The following is a 21,225-nucleotide window of genomic DNA, read 5'->3' as shown; positions in this document are numbered from 1 at the left end:
ATTAAATAATAATTCCGTCGTACTATATACAGGCTATCGTCTAGAAGCTACTATTAACTTGATAGAGTTAATAGTTTAGAAAGGAGGAAAACTAACATAATAGAGTTATATAAGGAGGTTAGATAATGAAAAACAAGGCTATCGTAATTTTCATTGCTCTTCTAATGATTCTAATTTCACCGATGGCGATAGCAGCTTCTGAGAAAGACCCCGACAGACACCAAGACATTACACTGAACGTAATGACCTTTAACATTCATGCAGGAATTGGAAGTAATGGATTGTACGATATCGACCATACTGCCGAAACAATTCGAAGTTCTGGAGCAGATGTAATTGGATTGCAGGAAGTGGATGTCAATTGGGGGTATCGCAGTAACTTTCAGGATCAGGTTGAATACCTGGCTGAAAAGTTGGATATGCATGCCTTCTTCGCTCCAATTTATAATCAAGATCCACTAAATGAAGGTGAACCACGAAGAAAATATGGACTAGCTGTTTTAAGTAAATACCCTATTATCGATTCAGAAAATCACGAAATAACAAGACTTTCGACACAAGATGCTGTGCCTGAACCAAGTCTTGCTCCTGGATTTCCTGGCGTTACGCTAAATGTGAAAGGTATCAACGTTTCCTTTTATGTAACACACCTGGATTACCGAGGAGACCCGTATATTCGAGAAATGCAAGTAGATGACATGCTAAACATTATTTCCGAACAAAAAAATACCTTTCTAGTCGGAGACATGAACGCAACACCTGATGCACTTGAGCTGCAGCCGCTTTTTAACAGGTTTAATGATGCTTGGACCGAAGCGGGAAGCGGAAGTGGCGATACCTATCCAGAGACTTCACCAGAAAAACGTATTGATTATATTTTCACATCCCAAGATCTAAGTCCAACAAACACCCAAGTGATAGACACTGAAGCTTCTGATCACTTACCTGTAATGACAGAGGTAGTCTTAACACGAGATAACTAGATTAAAAGGAGTGAAATTTTAATGAAGAAACGATTGTTTGCGATCCTTTCCAGTTTTATGCTTGTTTTAATGTGTTTTCCAATGACAAGTTTTGCAAATGGCTGGGACGATCCAACCCATCCTGGCTGGGGTGACGGTGAAAAAGTAAAGCATGGATGGATTGTTAACAAAATAAACCATATGACATTGGAAGAAAAAATTGGCCAGTTATTCGTCATTCATATGTACGGTAAAACCCCGACAGACCCTGATTATGAAGACACAAACTTACGGATGAACCGAGGGGCCAAGAATTTTAAAAAAGCCATCGAAAAATATCATATTGGCGGTGTAATCTATTTCAATTGGACAGGTAATATTGGAACGCCGATTGATACAACACAGGTTAATGCGCTATCAAATGGTTTACAAGATATAGCGATGGATCAGCGTATGCCAATTCCGTTATTTATATCGACGGACCAGGAAGGTGGAATTGTACAGCGAATTACAAGTCCCGGTACAGTGTTTCCTGGAAATATGGCACTTGGAGCCACGAGGTCTACCGAATACGCTGCACAATCTGCAGCTATTATGGGCGAGGAATTAAGCAGTCTTGGTATTAACATGAACTTTGCCCCGGTAGCTGATGTAAATGTTAATCCGGAGAATCCGGTTATCGGTGTTCGCTCATTTAGTGAAGATCCGGATCTGGTATCTGACTTAACGGTTGCCCAGGTGCAGGCATATGAAGACCAAAAGGTAATACCAACAGCTAAGCACTTTCCAGGTCATGGAGATACAGCAGTTGATTCTCATTATGGATTGCCGATTATTAACCACGATTTAGAGACGCTCCATAATGTTGACTTAAAGCCATTTCAAGCAGCAATAGACAATGGTATAGATGCAATTATGACTGCCCATATCGTTGTTCCGGCACTTGATGATTCAGGTCTGCCAGCAACGCTATCTAAGCCAATTTTACAGGGGCTTTTACGTGAGGAAATGGGCTTTGAGGGGTTGATAGTTACCGACAGCTTAGGCATGTCAGGTGCCAATGTCGTTGAACCAGACCGAGTTGCTGTCGAAGCATTTAAGGCTGGAAATGATATTTTACTAAACCCACCGAACGTAGAAGTGGCCTATAATGCAGTGCTAGAAGCAGTTCAAAGTGGAGAAATTAGTGAGAATCGTGTGAATCAATCTGTGTACCGAATACTAAAAGCCAAAATGGAGAAGGGCTTATTCGGAGTTACGTATACGGATCCAAGTGAAGTTGAAAACATTGGTACAGAAGAAAATTTGGCAAAAGCAACCGAAATTGCAAATAAAAGTATTACACTTGTCAAAAATGAAAACAATTTATTGCCTTTGCAGGATGACAGCAGTTTATTTATAACGGGTCCTTCTGCAGGAGATCCTGATTACCTCTCTGATCTGCTTAGGGAAAAAGGGTACGATTCTAGTGATTACGCAACAAACACAAGTCCAAGCACTAATCAAATCGCTGAAGCAACTTCCAGAGCAGCGGATGCTGATAAAATCATTGTGACAACGTATACTGCAAATACGAATAATGCTCAACAGCGTTTAGTAGAATCCCTGATGGAAACAGGTAAGCCAGTCATCGTAACAGCGGTTCGTAATCCATATGACATAATGGCGTTTCCAGAGGTGGATGGCTACTTAGCTACGTACGGTAACCGTGACGTATCTATCGAAGCACTAGCCCGAGTGCTAAGTGGTGAGGTTAATCCAGAAGGGAAATTACCGGTAACAATTCCGGGATTATATGAGTTTGGGGATTATCTCAGTTATTAACTAAAAAGGGCTCCCTGTATTTCTAGCTGCAATCTAAACTGTTTAGGGTTAATTTGGACTTTAAAAAAGACTGTCCTTAAAAAAGCACGGATGATCTAAACTAATTCACAAATTTAATTAGTTTTCAATAAAAGGAGTCTTGCACAATAAGACAAATTTGTTGAAGATTAAATTGTAAATTTTAGGGGTGAGTAGTATTCTTCGGTTATAACTATTGATTGGGAAATTTTCAGTAAGTTTTGGTGATGCTTTTAATCTTGATATAGAGCATAATAATGGTATACTAAGAAATATAGGAGAAATATGGAAGGTGGAACTGGATTTGCCAACATACTTGTAATGGTTTAGTAACTAAATAGTACATTTCTTTTTTGAATTATTATTCAACGACGGGAGAAGTGTGCCTATTTTTAGCCATTACAGGGAACGCAGGATAGTCAGTTGTTTTACTTCCAGCGGGATACCTGTAAGGTATTCCGCTTTTTTATGGGAAATTTTCTCCATCAACCGTTTTTTGCGTTCCTCTGAATAAATAGGAGGAACTGCTGTATGAATATTAATAATTTGTTCACTTATGAGATCATTGCTCAGGAAACACCTTATATAAAACGAAATTGCAGTAAATGTAAAACGAACACAGAATTTTATTGTAGTGAGAAATTCAGGGTAAATGCGAATCAGAAAATAGTTGATATATGGCTTATTTATAACTGTATACATTGTGAGGGAACTTGGAATTACCCTATTTTATCGAGAGTAAATATTAATAAAATTGACTCTTGGCTAATTCAAAAATTTATGAATAATGATAACGAGACAATCTGGTACTATGCTTTTCAAATCAATAAGTTAAGAAAACTATGTAGTGATGTAAATACAGATATACGATATGAGTTAAGAAAAGAAAAACTTGATTTACTATCTAACGAGGTTACTATTAGATTTTGCTATAAACATGATTTTGGTCTTAGAATAGATAAGCTAATAGCAAAAATTCTTGGCATTTCAAGGTCAAAATTAAATAGATTGTCTCAGAATGGAACCATTGTACTGAATCCAAACATAAATATGAAGAGCAAAGTTATAGATGATTTACAAGTTACAATTATTGGTGATTGGTACCAAGGTGATCATCAATAGTTCATTATCACTGTTATTAGAAGAAGCTAAAAGTTAAACAAGGCGATTATAAAAACTTGATCCGTAATCGTGCCTATCAGGAATAAGAATCGGGGTTCTATCTTTCGGAAATGGTCATAATTGTGGAGTAAGGAAGGTAATTAGATGAAATTGTAACTTATGCCAGAACAATACGACTGCAAATGAAGGTTTGACCAAAGCGATTATCTTTTAAAGGATTAAATTGGAGGGAATAGAAAATGGATGAAAAGACACTTTTGTTACAACAATGGGCAAGCTGCTTAGATGAAGAAGATTGGTTTCCACCACTTGAAAAAGTGCTAGAGGATATTACTCTAGAACAGGCAATTTGGAAACCAGCTGACGGGTCAATGAATTCCATTTGGGAATTAGTGTGTCATTTGCTTTTCTTTGAAAAGAGATTTCTGATGCGCTTTCTTGGCGAAACAGCGAATGAACCACTGGCAGAAAATAATGATTCTACATTTCAATTACCAAATGAGACGTTAGAAAATTGGAAGGAAACAAAACAAGAATACTTTTATGTTCACCGTGAACTTGGAAAAATACTAGCAGAATCAGACCATGACGATATGTATAGACAAATCCCAAAAGAAGATTATCCATTAGTACTTGAACTGAAGAGTTTAGCAATGCACGACGCATATCATATTGGGCAAATTGTGTTCCTTAGTAAAATGCAAGGAGCTTGGCCAGAGAAACGAAGTTTTTAAAAAAGCTTCACCATTATAAAGCGCTATTTTAAAAGGCGAAGGGCTAGTTTATCAGTTTTCTACTGAGAAACTAGCCCTTTTTAATCTCATGAAATACATACGTATGTTAAATAACACTTCTTTGACGTTATCCCATTGGTGAAAACATTGCAAAAAGTGGTAAACCTCGTGATAATCATGACAAGGACGTCATTAAAATGTTTTTATAAGCTTAGCTGAATCATAAAAATAACTAGAAAAGCGCCCAATCGTTTAAAGTCTTCCCCAAAAAGATTCGTTCTGAGGTACAACTTCAGCTGTCTGTGCAAAATTCAGACCCTTAGCGAACCACGGAAACCTCTGGCACCATAGTAGGATTCTGCTCCATTATGGTACGTGAAAACGTGTCCAAAGCGATAATCACAAAAAAGGGCACCGCCAAGTTCTCTAATATCAGAGGGTGTCTGTACCCAACTCGACGTTTTCTTATCAAAATTTTCAAGTTTCTGCAAATCCCGATATTCTTCTTCTGTTAAAAGTTCAACGCCCATATCGACTGCCATATCAATAGCGTTATTTTCTGGTTTATGTTTTTTCCTCGACTCCAGCGCTTCGCGGTCGTAACAAATGCTTCTGCGACCTTTAGGACTTTCCGTTGAACAATCATAGAAAATGTACTCGTCCTTCTTTTTATCATGACCAACAACATCCGGTTCACCGGCAGTTTTTTCCATTTCATTGAGCGACCATAATTTTTCAGGATTAGTATCCAGCTTTGCTTGGACATCAGTCCATTCAATGCCTTCATGGCGGTGCATGTTTTTCTCGAAGCGCGCTTTCAATGCTTGGAGTAATTCTTCACGTTGTTCTAGTGACAACTCTCGTTTATTACTCATGTTAATTTCCCCCCTTAATCATAATGGTTAATAAGTCATTTAAATAATTGTGTAAGTTCAGTTTACAATAATTGATTAAGTAAATCCATTCCTCCACAATCTGCCCAAAATCGGCACGGTAGATTAAAGTGCTAGGTTCTTACTGCATAAGTGCAACTAAGAAAAGCTTGCACCCCAGAGTATAAGGGGTTCTAAGAAAGCAAAATACGATTTCATAAGAAGCCCTTTAACGAATGCCGAGTTTTCTAAAGGTTTCATTTTGGACCTATTAGGCTAGCAGCCAGGCCAACGATTCCATAAAGTATAAATGAAAGAACAAAACCCCACGCTTCAATAAACATTCCAGCGAATAATGAACCTATTACTTGCCCCACTGCCAAGAGTAAAAATGGAACCCCAATACCTAATGATGCATTCGTAATAAATACACGAATTCCCCAGACGAGAAGGCCCCGGTTAAGAATATATAGGCGCAACCGAAGATTCCAGCCGATAGGTAAGTCATTGTAAAAGAGAGAATTATCGATGATGATGCAATCGACACACTCCCTAACTTGTAAGCTAACGGCAGTCCCCCTTGTTCAATTAGAGAACCAGAAAACCCTCCAAGCACACCAAATTGCCCTATAATGACCTAAAACTCAGAAAGCTGCCAAGTACTATAATCTCCAGCCACTTCAATAAAAGTTCTGGAAAATGTCCAAAAGGCCGCTGTGGAAATTCCCAGGGTAAGCGATGCATGGCTCCTTTAACTCATCGTATAGAGAGGTTCCCTTTTTTAAACATCATACTCGAGCTTGCCTCGACTTTCGGAATCGCTCGGAAATTTCATATCAATATCAGAAATGTCGAGATAGCATAAATCAAATACGTCAGTCTCCAGCTTGGTGCTAGTAAAATTGCTCCCAATCCAGAAAGGACTATGCCAAAACTTGTTACTCCTACAATGTAGTAATTATCGGTCCTTCCTTTGTAAGAATAATTGTATGTTCGTATTGAGCCACATAGCTTTCATCGGTTAGGGAGGTCCATCCATCTTTGGACTGGAAAACTTCCTCTTCAAATGTCGAGATAAAAGGCTCAAAGGCAATTACCGTACCATCTTTTAAAATTTCGTTATCCCAGCGAGAGAAGTAATTGAAAATATGTTCTGGTGCTTCGTGAATCGAGCGCCCAACCCCGTGTCCAGTAAGATTTTTTATAACAGTTAAGCCGTGCTGTTTTGCTACATTGTGTACAGCTTTTCCGAGAGCGCTTTTTTTCGAACCTGGTTTTGCTTTCTCAAGTCCAGTGTCGAATGCTTCTTTAGCAACGTCACATATTTTCTGTAAAATTGCCTCTCCTTTCCCAACAACAAAAGAAATTCCAGTATCTGCGAAATACCCGTTTTTAGAACCTGAAACATCAATATTTACAAGGTTTCCTTCTTGAATTATCCGGTCCCTTGGAATGCCGTGCGCCACTTCTTCATTTATGCTAATGCATGTATACCCAGGGAAATCGTATTCTCCTTTTGGTGCAGATTGGGCTCCTGCTTTTTCAAAAATCTTCCCCGCAATTTCATCGAGTTCTTTTGTAGTAATACCAGGTTTCGTACATTGGACTAATTTATCTCGAATTGCTCCACAAATTTCACCAATTTCTCTTAATCCATTAAAATCTTCTTCAGTTTTTGCAATCATCGCATATTCACCCTTTTAAAAGCATTATATAATTATCATTTCATTTAGGTTCTATCATAAACGGAACGGCTTTTTCTTCAACAAAAAGCCCTATTGCGGTCGACAAAATTTTTGAAAGTCAATTAAGTGTGCCGTCAAGACACCATGCCAAATATTATAATCCCAGCACCTTAATCGTTCTGGCAATATTCTCAGCTAGTTGTTCTGTATACTGCTCTGCATTAGCAAGTGCTGTCTCTAATGGAACCACACTTGGTACAATTGAGTAGAGTGCATCAATCCCGTGGTCATAAACAACTTGATAATCTTCTCCAAGTGAACCAGCTAAACCGATGACAGGAATGTGTTGCTTTTTTGCGATTTTGGCAACGCCAATTGGTGTCTTTCCGTAAATTGACTGATTATCTATTTTACCTTCACCGGTGATGACTAGTGTAGCCTGTTCCATGTGTTTTTCTAAATCGACTGCATCGATGACAATATCAATTCCTCGTTTTAGGTCGGCTTCTAAAAAGGCTAGTAAACCTGCGCCAAGGCCGCCAGCCGCACCTGATCCTGGAATTGTCTCAACGTCTTTATTTAAGTCACGTTTTAGAATTTGTGCGTAATGGGTGAGATTTTGATCTAACGTCGCAATCATCTCTTCAGTCGCACCCTTTTGCTGGCCGAATACAGCAGACGCACCATGCTCGCCAGTCAGAGGATTATCCACGTCACAAGCAACATCAACTTGTACCTGCTGCAATCTTGGGTCCAGGTTTGTGGTGTCGATTGAATGAATTTTATATAATTCACCGCCACCAAAACCTATCGGTAGTCCGTCTGAATCGAGAAGACTGGCACCCAGCGCTTGAGCCATTCCTGCTCCACCATCATTCGTTGCACTTCCACCTATTCCAATAATCAAATGTTTTACACCAAGGTTTAGTGCAGCGAGAATTAGTTCTCCTGTACCTTTTGTTGTTGCGATCAATGGATTTCTGTTTTCTTTTTGTACGAGGTGAAGACCTGAAGCTGCAGCCATCTCAATCACGGCTGTTTCGCCATCACCCGTAAGCCCGTAAAATGCTTCAACAGGGTAGCCAACTGGTCCTGTTACGGTTTCACTGATGATTTTCCCGTTTGTTGTATCTACGAGTGATTGAACGGTTCCCTCACCCCCGTCAGCCATGGGGACTTTCACATATGTTGCTTCAGGAATAATTTTTTTAAAACCATTTTCAATTGCATTGGCAGCAGTTAGTGCTGACATACTTTCCTTGAAAGAATCCGGAGCAATTACGACTTTCATCTTATTCACATCCCTTTGGTAAACAGCAGACACCCAGTGAAAGAGTGGGTGTCTTGTACGTTTTTGCTGGTTATGTATAAAACATTACTATTAAAAAATCTGTATATCCTGCATTGCCCGATCGATCGTAATAGTTTCGGCATGGTGAAAGGAGGCAAAGCTCTCTATTGCTTCCTTTAAATTATTACGCAGTTGTGGCGTCATGTTCACATTATGCTCTATTTGTAGCAGACGAACATTCAAGTGTTGATTTTCTCTGTCCAGGCCTGGATCAATGCGTCCAATTAAACGGTCTCCGGCAAGGATTGGCATGGCATAATATCCATACTTGCGTTTGGCTTTTGGTGTATATACTTCCCATTTATAGGAGAAGTCAAAAAGATCTACCAATCGCTCCCTGCGCCAGAGCAAGTTATCCAGTGGCGGAAGAAATCGGATTGGCACATCGTCTGTTGAGGATTCCTCTTTAGGTGTGAGTTTTTCATGTTTTTTTAGTAAGTCTAAATCATCAGCTAGAATATAATATTGCCGGTGAACATCATCCATTTCTAATGGAATAATTGATCCAGTTTCCACTCGCTTTGTAATCGCTTCTCGACGTTGTGCTGCACTCATTTTTTGCCAGCCCAGACGGGGATCACCCGCATCAAAGACACGATAGGCCTGCATATATTTTTCCAAAAGGGCTTCATTCGATTCAACGCTATCCATCTTGTCAGCTTCCTGTAGCAGGTTCTTCGGTATTGTCCGTTCCGTTAGATCGAAGAAACGTTCACTTCCAACTCTACTGACGACACGGATTATTCCTGTATCAAGGAGCTGATTCAAGGCATGAGAGGTCTCTTTGGTATTTGGAGATTTATTATCCCATGCGCCGTGAACACGATTCTCAGCCTTGAAAGCTCGCGAAGGAAGCGGACCCTCTCGCCGCAGCTTATCGAGCACATCATCCACAACAGATCCTAGTTTATCCAGTTCTTCTTTCGACTGATTTTGGAAGCGAAGTCGGGTCGCTTCAAATTTTGGGTAGTCTTCCATTGGGATCGTACATGCGGCATTTGCCCAGTACTCGAATAATTGACCTTGTGCTAATAAATCATCTAATATTTCTGGCTGATAATCGGGAACTCGAGCGGCTAAGACAAGATGCTGGTTACGTGCAACGGAGGCAACTGCATCAAGCTGTACACATTCAAGCTGCCGGATTATCTGCAATGTCTCTTCTTTAGCGGGATTCTCCTTCTGTGAAAGGAGGTGCTGCTTATCAAGCAGAAAACGGCGGACAGTACGCCGGTTTGTATGGTATGACTTCATCTGATTTCCTCCATTCTAATCATTACTATCAAGTCTTCTGTCACAAACGTCAAACAATGGACACCCCTCACATATCGGAACAGCCTTACAATGAACCTTTGCATGCTCAACCAGCAAAGCATGAAATTCATTAAATAACCCCAGATCTTGTGGAACTACTTCTTCCACCTGTTTTCGAAATGTATCATAGGATCTTGGCATATCGAATCCGATCCGGTAAAAAATTCTTCTGGCATATGCATCGACAACAAATACTGGTTTATCAAAAGCATAAAGCAGCATGACATCAGCAGTTTCACGACCGATACCATTAATGCTGAGCAGTTCGTTTCTTAGCTGATGCTTGTCTATTTTTTTGACCGCGTCAGTATCGTAGTTATAGGATTTATACCATTCCAGAAAAGCCTTAATTCGTTTTGACTTGATATTAAAGAAACCACTCGACCGGATTAACTGGGCAAGCTCTTCTGTTGTTAACTTTTCCATACGATTCGGACCCAAAAAAGGTTTTACCTTTTCCAGTGCTTTTTCCACATTACGCCAGCTTGTATTCTGTACTAGAATCGAGCCAATCATCATTTCAAAGGGCGTATCGGCAGGCCACCAGTTTTGCGGGCCGTAATAGTCTAACAATTTATCATAGACTAATTGATAATTTCGTGTCATCATTAGCTGCTTTCCAGCCTAAGTAATTTCTCTTTCATTGCAATGCCACCACGATAGCCAGTCATTTTCCCGCTTTTACTAATCACCCGGTGACAAGGTACAACAATTAATAAGGGATTCGCTCCAACTGCTGTTCCTACTGCACGTACTGAATCAGGCCTGCCGATAGCTTCTGATATATCTGTGTATGTCTTTGTTTCACCAAATGGTATGTTTTGTAATTCAGCCCATACTGACTCCTGAAACGCTGTGCCAATTAAATCGATGGGTAAATCAATATTTTTCCGTTCACCGTTTAAATAGTCTACTACTTGTTCAGCATATACAGATACTTTATTCCAGTCTTCTACTAGATGGGCTTTAGGCCGTTTACTATTAAACCAGCTCTTCATTTCACTAAATCTTCCATTATGTGAACCAACAAAACAAAGACCGGTGTCTGTTGCCGCAAGATAAAGGCACCAATCATCAGTATTAATGTGGCCATAATATACCACATTTTCTTCATTATATTTCATGACGTAACACCTCATTTTCATTACTTTTTCGGAATTCTCGTGGTGTCTGTTCCGTTCGTTTTTTAAACAATGTTGCAAAATGTGCAGCATTAGGAACTCCTATTAACGTGCAAATTTCATGAATCGATTTATCCGTTTTTTTGAGATAAAATATTGCTTTTTCCATCCGAATTGTTTGCATAAATTCTATTGGTGTAATACCATTTATCCGCTTGAATACGCGATGTAGATGATAAGGACTGCCGTGGCATCCTTCTGCAATAATATTCAATGTTAAGTGTTCAAAAAAATGTTCTCTTATAAATGCCTCTGCCTGAAGGACCCATTCCTCATCCGGCAGCCGGTATCCCGCTGATTTACACCGTTTACACGGTCTAAATCCCGCCGCCAATGCTTCATCCGCATTATAGAAAATCGTTACATTATCAAAATTAGGAATACGAGATTTGCAGGAAGGTCTGCAAAAGATTTTCGTCGTTCTGACAGCATAAAAAAATTGATCATCAAAATTCTCGTCATTTTCACGAATAGCTTTCCACTGCTCAGTTGTTAATACTGAGTTATTAGCTGTAACCATCACGATCCACCTCCACCATTATTATAACTCATATTCGTTACAAAACAGTCTATTTTGAATGGAAAAGCAAGATATCGAAAGTTGTTGGATTTTAATAAGACGGACAGAAAATAATAGAAAAATAAGAATTATGTAGAAAGTGGGGAGGAGGTGAATGTATGCGCATAAGACCATTAGTATATAGTTGCATAATGGTACTGGCGGTATTTCTACTCCCAGCCGATACTTTAGCGAATAATGGTAATTCTCCTGAAAAGGCAGCGTCACAGGCTGATGATAAAGAATCGTCGAGTCCTGTAGCGGAAGATGTTTCGAAAAAAGGTAAACAAACTTCTCAAGCTGCCAAAGAGGCTACTAAAAAGGGGCAAGGATCTTCTGATATTCCTGAAGAGTCGTCGAATCATGATAAGCAAGTTTCTAAAGGGACGACAGTTAAAGAGAAACCGTCGGATAAAGCTTCCGACCACGCGGAATCTCAATTGAAGGATAAGGATTCAAAAACCCTGCCACCTCAGGCAAATGATCAGGCTACTGAACAAACAGAAAAGCTTGAGCGAGAAGTGGCATCAAAAAAGGAAAAAGTAAAGAAGCAGATTGAAGATAATCTGCAAGGAAAAAAAGGGAGGTCAAAAAGTACGGTAGAGAAAAGCTCGAAGAATGATGAAGAGCAAACTACTCAAACGAATGACAACTCTGAAAATGAAGAAGAACCAATGCGTGTTAAAGAATCGCCCCGAACTTCAGTAACCGATTCAGGAGATGAAACAGTTCAAACCAGTAATAAACAAAGTACATCTAAGGATGATATGAGTCCTGATGAAAAAGAACAAAGCGGGAAGTCAAAATCCATTCCAATACCTAACGAAGATTCAGAACGTCAGGAACTAATGATTAAACCTGGTTCATTGCCGTCATCAGCATCAACGAATGGTGGTGATTTCGGTGGACAAACCAGTTCTTCTTCAGTGGTAAAAGGAGATTTGCCAAATTCCCTCATGTTCTTTTCTAAGTCGCAAGTAATCGGCAAGAGATCCGAAGTTCTTCGGGATCAGTGGGTGAATGCACCGCCAGCCGAACCGCCAAAGATTGCTTCTTGATTTTTTAAGAGTGATAAATATATAAAAAATTAATTAAGGAGCGATTAAATTATGAAAAACGTACGGATGAAATCTCTAGTATTAGCAGGAGTTATGACAATAGGAGTATTTGCAGGTGTTCAATCAGCAGATGCAGCTTCTTCTAATGCAAAAAAAGAAGTACCTGTTGAAAAGAAACAAGAAGTAAAAGCTGAGAAAAAAGCTAAATCTCAAGGAAGCGCGAATGCTAGTGAAACAGCAAAAGCAAATGCATCATCAAAGTCATCTATTGTAGCTGAATCTACTGAAGAAGAGGCTAATGTCGAAGTGACAGCTGAAGCAGATGGTGAAGCAACAGAAGAAACTGAAGAAAAAGCAGAAGAAGGAACAGAAGGTACGGAAGAGGAAGTAAATAAATCTCAAGAAAATAAGGTAAACTCACAAGCTGCAGAAAATGCAAGCGATGTAGCTAAAGCGCATGCATCTGAAAACTCAGCTGTACTAGCTGTAGAGGCTGAAGAAGAGGGCACAGAAGATGCTGAAGAAGGAACAGAAGAAACCGAAGAATCAGTAACTGATGAAGAAGCAACAGAAGAGGAAACAACAGAGGAAGAGAACACGGAAGAAGCTGAAGAAGGAACAGAAGAAACCGAAGAATCAGTAACTGATGAAGAAGCAACAGAAGAGGAAGCAACAGAAGAAGAGGGCACAGAAGAAGCTGAAGAAGGAACAGAGGAAACCGAAGAATCAGTAACTGATGAAGAAACAACAGAGGAAGAGAACACGGAAGAAGCTGAAGAAGGAACAGAAGAAACCGAAGAAGAAGCAACAGAAGAAGAGACAGAAGAAAACACAGAAGAAACTGAAGAAGGAACAGAAGAAGAGGAAGTAAATAAATCACAAGAAAACAAAATCAACGCACAAGCTTCAGCAAACGCAAGCGATGTAGCTAAAGCGCATGCATCTGAAAACTCAGCTGTACTTGCAGTAGAGGCGAGTGACGAAGAAACAGATGAAGAAACAACTGAAGAGGAAAACACAGAAGAAGCGGAAGAAACATCTGTGGAAGAATCTGCTGAATTAGAAATGGAAGCAAAATAAATAATTTTTGTTAAAAGCCGGGGGTTTTCCTCCGGCTTTTTCTTTGTTTAGGAAATTATAAAATTTGAGTGCTGAGGATAACTGGACTCCAGAAGGAGAGCAGCCCCTAAACGGGAGAGAGCAGCCCCCAAACGGGAGAGAGCAGCACTCAATCGGGAGATCACAGCCCCCAAACAGGAGAGAGCAGCCCCCAAACGGGAGAGAGCAGCCCCCAAACGGGAGAGAGCAGCATCCAAACGGGAGAGAGCAACCCCCAAACGGGAGAGAGCAGCCCCCAAACGGGAGAGAGCAGCATCCAAACGGGAGAGAGCAACCCCCAAACGGGAGAGAGCAGCACACAAATGGGAGAGAGCAGCCCTCAAACGGGAGAGAGCAGCACCCAAACGGGAGAGAGCAGCCCTCAAACGGGAGAGAGCAGCCCCCAAACGGGAGAGAGCAGCCCCTAAACGGGAGAGAACAGCCCTCAATCGGGAGAGAGCAGCCCGACCATTGGGTGATGCAGAAATTTGTTCATTGGTAAGGTCGATTGAAAAACTGTAATCCATACGTCTGATTTTTTGGGAACCTTTTATAGTTTTGGCCGTATTACATTAGTAAGAACGTCGTGATTGGCGGGTGAAGGTTATCGTTCGTCTTGGAGTTATCTTGTTTCGCTGTGGTGTTGTTCTTGTTGGGATTTTTATTTTAACATTTTTGTTATCTTATACCGTTGATTTTTTTGCGATTAACATTTGGTATAATACTATCTTTTTGATTAGTTCTATTGTGATTGGAATGACAGGTGTTCTGGTAGTGCTCATCGGAGTTATAAGAGACAGAATTAAAGACAAGAAGGAGGAAGATCAACATGATGTTAGTAAATACTGAAACCATTCCCGGGTATGAAATAACAGATGTGAAGGGAATGGTTAAGGGGAATGTTGTGCGTGCGAAACATATTGGTAAGGATTTTGTCGCGGGTTTCAGAAATATAGTCGGTGGAGAAGTGAAAGAGTATACGGAAATGTTAACAGAATCTAGACAAAGGGCTACAGAACGAATGGTTAAGGAGGCGGAGAATTCAGGTGCTGATGCGGTTGTAAATGTTCGCTTTGTAACGTCCCAGATTGCTAATGGTGCTGCAGAACTTTTAGTATATGGAACGGCTGTTAGTATTCAAAAAAAAATAAAATGAGCTAGAATTTAGGCCGCACCTTCAGTTGAAGAACGCGGCTTTTTTCTTAGTAAAGGAAATTATAAAATTTAAGTGATGTGGGTGATTGGACTCCCGAATCAGCGACGTCCAGCTCCGACGTACAGGACGTACTAGTGCCGGTGACGCCACAGGACGTGGCGTTCTCACCGGCCAGTGTCTAGCGCCTAGTGGACTTCCCTCCCCGTGTCTACGATAAGAAATAAAGGATGTTCGACTAAAACCACCACATCCTATGGCAACGTCGAACTACCCCTCGTCCTGTGGGGCAGCTTACGCTCTTCGTGTATCCTTTATCTCAGGGAAAAGGAAGATCGACTAAGACCGCCGCTTTGCGCGGCAACGTCGACCCACCCGCAGCGCTGAGCGCAGTCCATACGGCGCTGAACAGGCGCTTGCGCTTTTGTTCAAGTGATTGAACTTGAAACAGAAAGCTATGAGTTGTTATTTTGCTGTGATATTTCTTTTTTTGCAAAGTATTCATTGGCTGCTTCAAGTTCCTTATGTTCATCAACAGAATCTCCAGCAAAATTGTCTTCCTCGGCAAAAGGATGCTTAGCATCTAGCCCATCTTGAACACTTATCTCACCGTCTGAATTTGCCTCGGTTGGAATGGGAAACTCCTTTTTGCGTTGTTTTTTCATTTTTTCACCTCAGTAATAAATTGTGTTTCGTAAGTATTTTTATACTGGGTAATTCTAGTTTTTTGCGATTGATATAAAGTGCGAAATAATTTGGAATAAGACTTACATTCTTTGTGAAAAGGTCCATTTAATGGAATGTGATTTCTACACTTTATCCTGGTATGAAGTTGTTCTGTTAAAAGCGTAAGGTGTGCATTATAATTGAAACTAAAGCCTAATTTCACACCTGCTACGGCGAGAAATTAGGCTTTAATACAATTCCTTTGCTATGCTTTGTATTACATTTGACTGAGCGCGCAGATTGCTCCGGCCGGATATTCAATTACTGCAAAACTGCCGCAGCCGGATCCTTCTGGTTCCCGCAAAACCTTTCCACCGAGCTTTCGGCATGTTTCCAAGCTATCGTTCAGATCGCTCACTTGGAAGTAGACCATCCATACGGGCGGCAATCCTTCATTGCTACCACCTTGGTGACAAACGCCGGCGACAGGTTTCCCATCCTTGGTGGTCATAATGTAATCGTTGTAACTTCCCATATTGACCTCGCTGTGCTCCCAGCCTATCACTTGCTCATAAAAGTTGCGTACCTGTTCAGCCTCATGAACAGTCAAATCGGCAGAAATAATTTTTCCTTCTTGTTCCATACTATCCATTCTCCTTTTTGTTTACTTCATTTTGAGTATATCGTAAAGAGCCATCTTTAATTTCTTCAAGATTGCGGTTTTATTCGAATTCTGTTGAAGGTTATTTTTTCATTAATAGTGGAAGCGAAACCAAGATTGGAGGGTCTGTACTCTGCCTTGGCCGCATTATAAGATCGATTCCTTCTCTAATATGAAAGTTTTGGTCAAAAATTGATTGGATCACAGTTTATAAGATTCATTGCTTGGAGAAGGCAACTATTATTCAATCGATATAAACCTTATTTATTGACACTAAAGTTTATCAGTATTATATTTATCTTGAATTAAAAATAAATATAACTGATTGAAGATAGAGTTACAGCCACAACTTATAGGAGGAATTTTAAATGAATGGTTTGAAAGGTATGCATCATGTCACTGCCATAACAAGCAGTGCAGAAAAGAACTATGAATTTTTCACATATGTTCTAGGAATGCGTTTGGTTAAAAAGACCGTTAACCAGGACGATATCAAAACATATCATTTATTTTTTGCGGATGATAAAGGAAATGCAGGTACGGATATGACTTTCTTTGATTTCCCTGGCATTCCAAAAGGGTCACATGGAACAAATGAGATTTCCAAGACATCGTTTCGTGTACCAAGTGATGCGGCACTGGAATATTGGGTAAAACGTTTTGACCGGCTTGAAGTAAAACACTCAGGAATTAAAGAACAATTTGGTAAAAAGACACTTCCTTTTGTTGATTTTGATGATCAAAATTACCAACTGATTTCTGATGAAGATGATAATGGAGTTGCTGCAGGTACTCCTTGGCAAAAAGGGCCGATCCCATTAGAGTATGCTATTACCGGATTAGGGCCAATCTTTGTTCGTATTGCTAACTTTGATTACTTCAAAGAAATGATGGAAAAAGCTCTTCTATTTAAAGAAATAGATCATGAAGGGTCCTTCCATTTATTTGAAGTAGGCGAAGGAGGAAATGGAGCGCAGGTTGTCGTAGAGTATAATACAGTTCTACCGCAGGCAAGACAAGGTTTTGGGACGGTTCATCATGCGGCATTCCGTGTTGAAGACCGTTCTGTGTTAGATGAATGGGATAAACGAATGAGAAGCATAGGATTCCAGACATCAGGCTTTGTTGATCGATTCTTCTTTGGATCATTGTATATCAATGTGGCGCCACAAATTTTATTTGAATTTGCTACAGAGGGTCCAGGTTTTATGGGTGATGAACCTTATGAAACGCTTGGAGAAAAGCTGTCGTTGCCCCCAATGCTGGAATCAAAACGTGAAGAAATCGAAAAAATGGTTCGCCCAATTGACACGGTAAGAAGTACAAAAGAATTTACGAAAGAATAATTAAAAGCATTAAAAAGCCCTGTCATGGAATCACTCCATAACAGGGCTTTTTTTTAACTTACTGCCAATTGCTAATAAGCTCATCGGCAGCGTTATTCAGGTCTTCCTTTGCATCTGTTGTAATGAATTTGTTCATTGCTTTGTTATTTAAATGCTTTAGGAATCCTTTCGCTTTTTTGATCGCCTGTTTTTGATGGTCTTTATCCATTTGGTGTTCCGCTTGTTTCAGTTTATTCGTTAGCTGAACGGCCAATGGATGATCGATTTCGCCAGCTTGTTTCAAATCTGCTACGTTCTGCTGAACAGATGAAAGTGTTACAGGCTTAGATAAGTCAATGTTATATTTGGCAAAGCCATTTGTTCCTTCACCGGAATAGCTAATATCCCCGTCTGGCTTGGTGAATTGCTGCGCATCTGGTGATGACTGGAATGTAAGCTTCGGATTACCATCAATTGGTGCAAATGACCAATTCCCGTCAGCTGAAGGATCGATTGTTCCGTTTTCCTGAATATACTGGATAACCGCTTGACGGTTTTGCACCTGTGGAGATAGGACAATTTGACTTCCATCTAGGTTAGGGAAGTTACCCCCTCCACCAGCACGATAGTTGTTTGTTGCAACAAGGAATTCCTGCTCGTCTTTTACTGGTTCACCATTATATTGCAGGTTTACAATCCGTTGTGCATCCGGATTAATCAGCTCACCATCATTGTTATAACGGGATGGTTCCGTCACATCGACCTCATAAGTGACGCCATCAATTATGTCAAAATTATACGTTGAAAAGTCAAGATCGACCAATGACTGTTGTTCTTGGGCATTTGGATCAACCTGATTAAATTGCCCGGCAGACATTTCGAGCCATTGACGAATTTGTTCCCCGTTTAGCTTAACTACCTTCAAGGTGTTCGGATATACGTATAGGTCAGCCACGTTTTTAATGGCAATAGGACCTTCTGGTATATACGTGTAATAGCTAGGTCCACTTCTGCCACCTGCTTTAAATGGTGCAGCTGCTGACAGGACTGGTAACCCTTCATATTCCGTTCCTTCTACTGCGTTTTTTGTATACCATTTCTGTGCATTGGATACAATTTGTACAGATGGATCGTCTTTAACGAGCGCGAAATAGCTGTGAATCGGAGCAGTTGTTTCGCCTACTTCAGAACGTACATAATCTAACGTCGCCTGATGTTCTTCTGAAACAGCATCAATGATTTCTTGATCTGGTTCGACAAGCGCTTCACCTGTTTCTTCGTCGTAAATGGACCGGACTTCCGCACTCGAATCAATCACATCCCAGTCCTCTCCATTTTTTTCGAGTTTCAGATCAACGAATCCAAGGTGGTTCCCCCAAAAGCCCGCTTCTACAGATGGAACACCGTTAATTGTTCCTTTTTCCAGATTCACACCGGGAATTCCAGCAAATGACTCGCTTGGAAAAGCTTCATGAGCGTGTCCGAACAGAATGGCATCGATGCCCTCTACTTCCGTCAGATTGTAAGTAGCATTTTCTTCTCCTTTTTGCAGTTCAACTGAGCCAAGTCCAGAGTGTGGGACTGCTACAATGATATCGGCGCCTTGTTCCTTCATCTTTGGTATAAACTTTTGTGCTGTTTCATAAATTCCTTTGGTAATTACTTTTCCTTCCAGGTTCGTGCTATCCCACTGCATGATTTGTGGAGGAACAAAGCCAATTACCCCAACGTCAACGGTTTGGGTATTACCACTTTCATCTTCCACTTGCTTGTTGATAATCTTGTATGGCTGGAAAAAGTTTTCGTCGTTGGTTGGGTCGCTGTCACCATCATCATAGTAGACATTTGCATTGATATATGGGAAATTTGCATCGTCAATGGATTCTTTTAAGTAGTCGATACCATAGTTAAATTCATGGTTCCCAATGTTTGCTGTGTCATAATCTAAAAGGTTCATGGCTTTGTAGACAGGATGGACTTCCCCCTCTTCAAGACCGTTTCTTGCAACGTAGTCTCCAAGTGGATTGCCCTGAATCAGGTCGCCGTTGTCAAACAACATATGGTTCTTTGCTTCACTACGAGCCTGTTTAATGAGTGTAGCAGTCATAGCCAAACCAAATTCATTTGTTGGCTTGTCCTGGTAATAGTTGTAGTTAACAAGATTAACATGAATGTCCGTTGTTTCCATAAGTCTCATGTTGACTATGCTGCTGTCAGTTGTTGCCGCATGAGAAGAATTATTCTCGCCAAGCGGATTAAACAGAAGCAATGCTGTTAAAAATATAAAAGAGAACTTTACTAAGTTTTTATTTCCCAAATTTGTAACCCCTTTCAATAAATTGTTACTTACTAGATTAAAGGAATGTAACATTTTTTAAAATAGTCTGATTGTTGGGGGCCGAATGAATTAGATGGTGTGATTATTTTTAGTTATGTTAACATGGATGTGAATTTTATGTATAAGGAGTTTCGAAATATGAATATACCTATCCTATATGAGGATAATCATTTGCTGGTGGTTGAAAAACCGGTGAATATTCCTGTTCAGGAGGATCCTTCTGGAGATCGTGATATGTTATCAATGCTAAAAGCAGATTTAAAAGTTCGTTATAATAAACCAGGTAACGTTTTTCTGGCACTGGTTCATCGTTTGGACCGACCTGTGGGTGGAGTGATGGTATTTGCCAAGACCTCAAAAGCTGCCTCTCGATTATCTGATTCGATTCGCAGGAAGGCATTTGATAAAAAATACCTGGCTGTTGCAAGGGGGAATCCTCCCCAAAAGCAAGCAAGGCTGGAACACTTTTTACTGAAGGATCGAAGTGAGAATAAAGTGTCAACCGTGTCGTCAAAGCGTCAAGAAGGAAAAAAAGCATTGCTGGATTATGAAGTGATTGGGGAGAAGGAGCAGTTAAGTTTATTACTGATTGACCTTCATACCGGACGGTCACATCAGATACGAGTTCAGCTGTCTGAAACCGGGAATCCGCTATTTGGTGACCAAAAATACGGACAAAATGTGAATCGTAAAGGACAGCAAATTGCTTTATGGGCTCATACATTGGCATTTGAGCATCCAACTAAAAGAGAAATGATGGAATTTAAATCTTTACCGCCAGAAGAACATCCATGGAACATGTTTTTCAGAGAAGGAGAGATGATGACGTGAGTAAGACACTATTTACTTTTACGATTTCCACGAAGGAAAAACAATCGTTTACAGAGTTGGACCGTTATTTGGACGAAGCGCTAACTAAAAGTGGCATACGAGATGGAATAATGATTGTATACTGCCCGCACACGACTGCAGCGATTACAATCAATGAAAATGCGGACCCAGACGTAAAAACCGATTTAAAACTGGGGCTTGATGAAACGTTTCCGAATAAGTCTGCGTATGTGCATATGGAAGGGAATTCAGATGGACATATGAAGTCTTCTGTTGTTGGAGCGAATGAAACACTAATTATTTCAGATGGCACGTTAATTTTAGGAACCTGGCAAAGTGTCTATTTTTGTGAATTTGACGGTCCAAGAACAAGGACATTTCATGTCAAGGTAATAGAAGGGTAGCTAAAAGTAATTACTGGTTAATAACCCATTCATCAAGTACAATATGACTATGCAATTAAATACTAGTAT

At 40.2% G+C, this 21,225-nt stretch carries 22 protein-coding genes; 11 read left to right on the top strand and 11 right to left on the bottom strand.

Translation table 11 applies throughout. The annotated features are described in order from the left end of the window. The first annotated feature begins 125 nt into the window (after positions 1-125). From ACE1TG_RS17040 to ACE1TG_RS17025, 4 genes are all read left to right on the top strand, one after another. On the top strand, positions 126-983 hold the full coding sequence (locus tag ACE1TG_RS17040; protein ID WP_375053608.1) for an endonuclease/exonuclease/phosphatase family protein: 858 nt from the start codon (positions 126-128) through the stop codon (positions 981-983). A gap of 21 nt (positions 984-1,004) precedes the next feature. Further along, complete coding sequence (locus ACE1TG_RS17035) at positions 1,005-2,786, top strand: glycoside hydrolase family 3 protein (RefSeq protein ID WP_375053607.1); 1,782 nt, start codon at positions 1,005-1,007, stop codon at positions 2,784-2,786. Positions 2,787-3,335: 549 nt separating this feature from the next. Further along, positions 3,336-3,926, top strand: a complete 591-nt coding sequence (locus tag ACE1TG_RS17030) for a DUF1062 domain-containing protein (protein ID WP_375053606.1) — start codon at positions 3,336-3,338, stop codon at positions 3,924-3,926. Positions 3,927-4,165: 239 nt separating this feature from the next. Further along, positions 4,166-4,660 carry a DinB family protein gene (locus ACE1TG_RS17025; protein WP_375053605.1) on the top strand — a complete coding sequence of 165 codons (495 nt, stop codon included), beginning with the start codon at positions 4,166-4,168 and terminating at the stop codon, positions 4,658-4,660. Positions 4,661-4,971: 311 nt separating this feature from the next. Here ACE1TG_RS17025 and ACE1TG_RS17020 read toward each other — a convergent pair whose 3' ends face one another. The 8 genes from ACE1TG_RS17020 to ACE1TG_RS16985 form a co-directional block, all read right to left on the bottom strand. After that, on the bottom strand, positions 4,972-5,535 hold the full coding sequence (locus ACE1TG_RS17020) for a DUF4256 domain-containing protein (protein WP_375053604.1): 564 nt from the start codon (positions 5,533-5,535) through the stop codon (positions 4,972-4,974). Between the two features lie 254 nt (positions 5,536-5,789). Beyond that, on the bottom strand, positions 5,790-6,011 hold the full coding sequence (locus ACE1TG_RS17015; RefSeq protein WP_375053603.1) for a hypothetical protein: 222 nt from the start codon (positions 6,009-6,011) through the stop codon (positions 5,790-5,792). A 465-nt stretch (positions 6,012-6,476) separates the two neighbouring features. After that, entirely contained in the window at positions 6,477-7,217 is a 741-nt protein-coding gene (map, locus tag ACE1TG_RS17010) for a type I methionyl aminopeptidase (RefSeq protein WP_375053602.1), read from the bottom strand. Between the two features lie 154 nt (positions 7,218-7,371). Then, complete coding sequence (locus tag ACE1TG_RS17005) at positions 7,372-8,508, bottom strand: glycerate kinase (RefSeq protein ID WP_375053601.1); 1,137 nt, start codon at positions 8,506-8,508, stop codon at positions 7,372-7,374. 90 nt (positions 8,509-8,598) lie between these two features. After that, positions 8,599-9,822 carry a winged helix-turn-helix domain-containing protein gene (locus ACE1TG_RS17000; RefSeq protein ID WP_375053600.1) on the bottom strand — a complete coding sequence of 408 codons (1,224 nt, stop codon included), beginning with the start codon at positions 9,820-9,822 and terminating at the stop codon, positions 8,599-8,601. Positions 9,823-9,837: 15 nt separating this feature from the next. Continuing rightward, positions 9,838-10,488 (bottom strand): endonuclease III domain-containing protein, encoded by a 651-nt coding sequence (locus tag ACE1TG_RS16995; RefSeq protein WP_375053625.1) that lies wholly within the window; start codon positions 10,486-10,488, stop codon positions 9,838-9,840. Between the two features lie 2 nt (positions 10,489-10,490). Further along, the gene (locus ACE1TG_RS16990) at positions 10,491-11,006 is read right to left on the bottom strand and encodes a methylated-DNA--[protein]-cysteine S-methyltransferase (RefSeq protein ID WP_375053599.1); all 516 of its coding nucleotides are present in this window, start codon (positions 11,004-11,006) and stop codon (positions 10,491-10,493) included. Continuing rightward, positions 10,996-11,583 (bottom strand): bifunctional transcriptional activator/DNA repair enzyme AdaA, encoded by a 588-nt coding sequence (locus tag ACE1TG_RS16985; protein ID WP_375053624.1) that lies wholly within the window; start codon positions 11,581-11,583, stop codon positions 10,996-10,998. The genes ACE1TG_RS16990 and ACE1TG_RS16985 overlap by 11 nt, the downstream gene beginning before the upstream one ends. A gap of 158 nt (positions 11,584-11,741) precedes the next feature. Between ACE1TG_RS16985 and ACE1TG_RS16980 the strand changes: the two genes are divergently transcribed. From ACE1TG_RS16980 to ACE1TG_RS16965, 4 genes are all read left to right on the top strand, one after another. After that, positions 11,742-12,680 carry a hypothetical protein gene (locus ACE1TG_RS16980; protein ID WP_375053598.1) on the top strand — a complete coding sequence of 313 codons (939 nt, stop codon included), beginning with the start codon at positions 11,742-11,744 and terminating at the stop codon, positions 12,678-12,680. A gap of 51 nt (positions 12,681-12,731) precedes the next feature. Continuing rightward, on the top strand, positions 12,732-13,760 hold the full coding sequence (locus tag ACE1TG_RS16975) for a hypothetical protein (protein WP_375053597.1): 1,029 nt from the start codon (positions 12,732-12,734) through the stop codon (positions 13,758-13,760). A gap of 645 nt (positions 13,761-14,405) precedes the next feature. Beyond that, on the top strand, positions 14,406-14,627 hold the full coding sequence (locus ACE1TG_RS16970; RefSeq protein WP_375053596.1) for a hypothetical protein: 222 nt from the start codon (positions 14,406-14,408) through the stop codon (positions 14,625-14,627). After that, on the top strand, positions 14,608-14,934 hold the full coding sequence (locus tag ACE1TG_RS16965) for a YbjQ family protein (protein WP_375053595.1): 327 nt from the start codon (positions 14,608-14,610) through the stop codon (positions 14,932-14,934). Before ACE1TG_RS16970 ends, ACE1TG_RS16965 begins: the two co-directional genes overlap by 20 nt. 452 nt (positions 14,935-15,386) lie before the next feature. Here ACE1TG_RS16965 and ACE1TG_RS16960 read toward each other — a convergent pair whose 3' ends face one another. Beyond that, entirely contained in the window at positions 15,387-15,596 is a 210-nt protein-coding gene (locus tag ACE1TG_RS16960) for a hypothetical protein (protein ID WP_375053594.1), read from the bottom strand. Positions 15,597-15,874: 278 nt separating this feature from the next. Continuing rightward, positions 15,875-16,240, bottom strand: a complete 366-nt coding sequence (locus tag ACE1TG_RS16955) for a VOC family protein (RefSeq protein ID WP_375053593.1) — start codon at positions 16,238-16,240, stop codon at positions 15,875-15,877. A 386-nt stretch (positions 16,241-16,626) separates the two neighbouring features. On the opposite strand from ACE1TG_RS16955, the gene ACE1TG_RS16950 reads away from it, so the two are divergent. Then, positions 16,627-17,604, top strand: coding sequence for a ring-cleaving dioxygenase (locus ACE1TG_RS16950; RefSeq protein ID WP_375053592.1), 978 nt, complete (start codon positions 16,627-16,629; stop codon positions 17,602-17,604). A 58-nt stretch (positions 17,605-17,662) separates the two neighbouring features. On the opposite strand, the gene ACE1TG_RS16945 is transcribed toward ACE1TG_RS16950, so the two are convergent. Next, positions 17,663-19,846, bottom strand: coding sequence for a bifunctional 2',3'-cyclic-nucleotide 2'-phosphodiesterase/3'-nucleotidase (locus ACE1TG_RS16945; RefSeq protein ID WP_483887893.1), 2,184 nt, complete (start codon positions 19,844-19,846; stop codon positions 17,663-17,665). A gap of 213 nt (positions 19,847-20,059) precedes the next feature. Between ACE1TG_RS16945 and ACE1TG_RS16940 the strand changes: the two genes are divergently transcribed. Both ACE1TG_RS16940 and ACE1TG_RS16935 read left to right on the top strand, forming a co-directional pair. Beyond that, the gene (locus ACE1TG_RS16940; RefSeq protein WP_375053590.1) at positions 20,060-20,752 is read left to right on the top strand and encodes an RluA family pseudouridine synthase; all 693 of its coding nucleotides are present in this window, start codon (positions 20,060-20,062) and stop codon (positions 20,750-20,752) included. Next, the gene (locus ACE1TG_RS16935; RefSeq protein ID WP_375053589.1) at positions 20,749-21,156 is read left to right on the top strand and encodes a secondary thiamine-phosphate synthase enzyme YjbQ; all 408 of its coding nucleotides are present in this window, start codon (positions 20,749-20,751) and stop codon (positions 21,154-21,156) included. Before ACE1TG_RS16940 ends, ACE1TG_RS16935 begins: the two co-directional genes overlap by 4 nt. Positions 21,157-21,225 lie beyond the last annotated feature (69 nt).

Source organism: Virgibacillus sp. JSM 102003 (assembly GCF_041949995.1).
Classification (GTDB): Bacteria; Bacillota; Bacilli; order Bacillales; family Amphibacillaceae; genus Lentibacillus.
The sequence above is the reverse complement of the archived record's forward strand: the minus strand, read 5'-3'. Positions and strand labels throughout refer to the sequence as shown.

Excerpts from the sequence above, each read along its gene's own strand:
- ACE1TG_RS17020 (WP_375053604.1), bottom strand. The coding sequence starts at position 5,535 with ATGAGTAATAAACGAGAGTTGTCACTAGAACAACGTGAAGAATTACTC.
- ACE1TG_RS17025 (WP_375053605.1), top strand. The coding sequence starts at position 4,166 with ATGGATGAAAAGACACTTTTGTTACAACAATGGGCAAGCTGCTTAGAT.
- ACE1TG_RS16995 (WP_375053625.1), bottom strand. The coding sequence starts at position 10,488 with ATGACACGAAATTATCAATTAGTCTATGATAAATTGTTAGACTATTAC.
- ACE1TG_RS16965 (WP_375053595.1), top strand. The coding sequence starts at position 14,608 with ATGATGTTAGTAAATACTGAAACCATTCCCGGGTATGAAATAACAGAT.
- ACE1TG_RS17035 (WP_375053607.1), top strand. The coding sequence starts at position 1,005 with ATGAAGAAACGATTGTTTGCGATCCTTTCCAGTTTTATGCTTGTTTTA.
- ACE1TG_RS17000 (WP_375053600.1), bottom strand. The coding sequence starts at position 9,822 with ATGAAGTCATACCATACAAACCGGCGTACTGTCCGCCGTTTTCTGCTT.
- ACE1TG_RS16940 (WP_375053590.1), top strand. The coding sequence starts at position 20,060 with ATGAATATACCTATCCTATATGAGGATAATCATTTGCTGGTGGTTGAA.
- ACE1TG_RS17005 (WP_375053601.1), bottom strand. The coding sequence starts at position 8,508 with ATGAAAGTCGTAATTGCTCCGGATTCTTTCAAGGAAAGTATGTCAGCA.
- ACE1TG_RS16950 (WP_375053592.1), top strand. The coding sequence starts at position 16,627 with ATGAATGGTTTGAAAGGTATGCATCATGTCACTGCCATAACAAGCAGT.
- ACE1TG_RS16960 (WP_375053594.1), bottom strand. The coding sequence starts at position 15,596 with ATGAAAAAACAACGCAAAAAGGAGTTTCCCATTCCAACCGAGGCAAAT.
- map (WP_375053602.1), bottom strand. The coding sequence starts at position 7,217 with ATGATTGCAAAAACTGAAGAAGATTTTAATGGATTAAGAGAAATTGGT.
- ACE1TG_RS16975 (WP_375053597.1), top strand. The coding sequence starts at position 12,732 with ATGAAAAACGTACGGATGAAATCTCTAGTATTAGCAGGAGTTATGACA.
- ACE1TG_RS17040 (WP_375053608.1), top strand. The coding sequence starts at position 126 with ATGAAAAACAAGGCTATCGTAATTTTCATTGCTCTTCTAATGATTCTA.
- ACE1TG_RS16955 (WP_375053593.1), bottom strand. The coding sequence starts at position 16,240 with ATGGAACAAGAAGGAAAAATTATTTCTGCCGATTTGACTGTTCATGAG.
- ACE1TG_RS16990 (WP_375053599.1), bottom strand. The coding sequence starts at position 11,006 with ATGAAATATAATGAAGAAAATGTGGTATATTATGGCCACATTAATACT.
- ACE1TG_RS16985 (WP_375053624.1), bottom strand. The coding sequence starts at position 11,583 with ATGGTTACAGCTAATAACTCAGTATTAACAACTGAGCAGTGGAAAGCT.
- ACE1TG_RS17030 (WP_375053606.1), top strand. The coding sequence starts at position 3,336 with ATGAATATTAATAATTTGTTCACTTATGAGATCATTGCTCAGGAAACA.
- ACE1TG_RS16980 (WP_375053598.1), top strand. The coding sequence starts at position 11,742 with ATGCGCATAAGACCATTAGTATATAGTTGCATAATGGTACTGGCGGTA.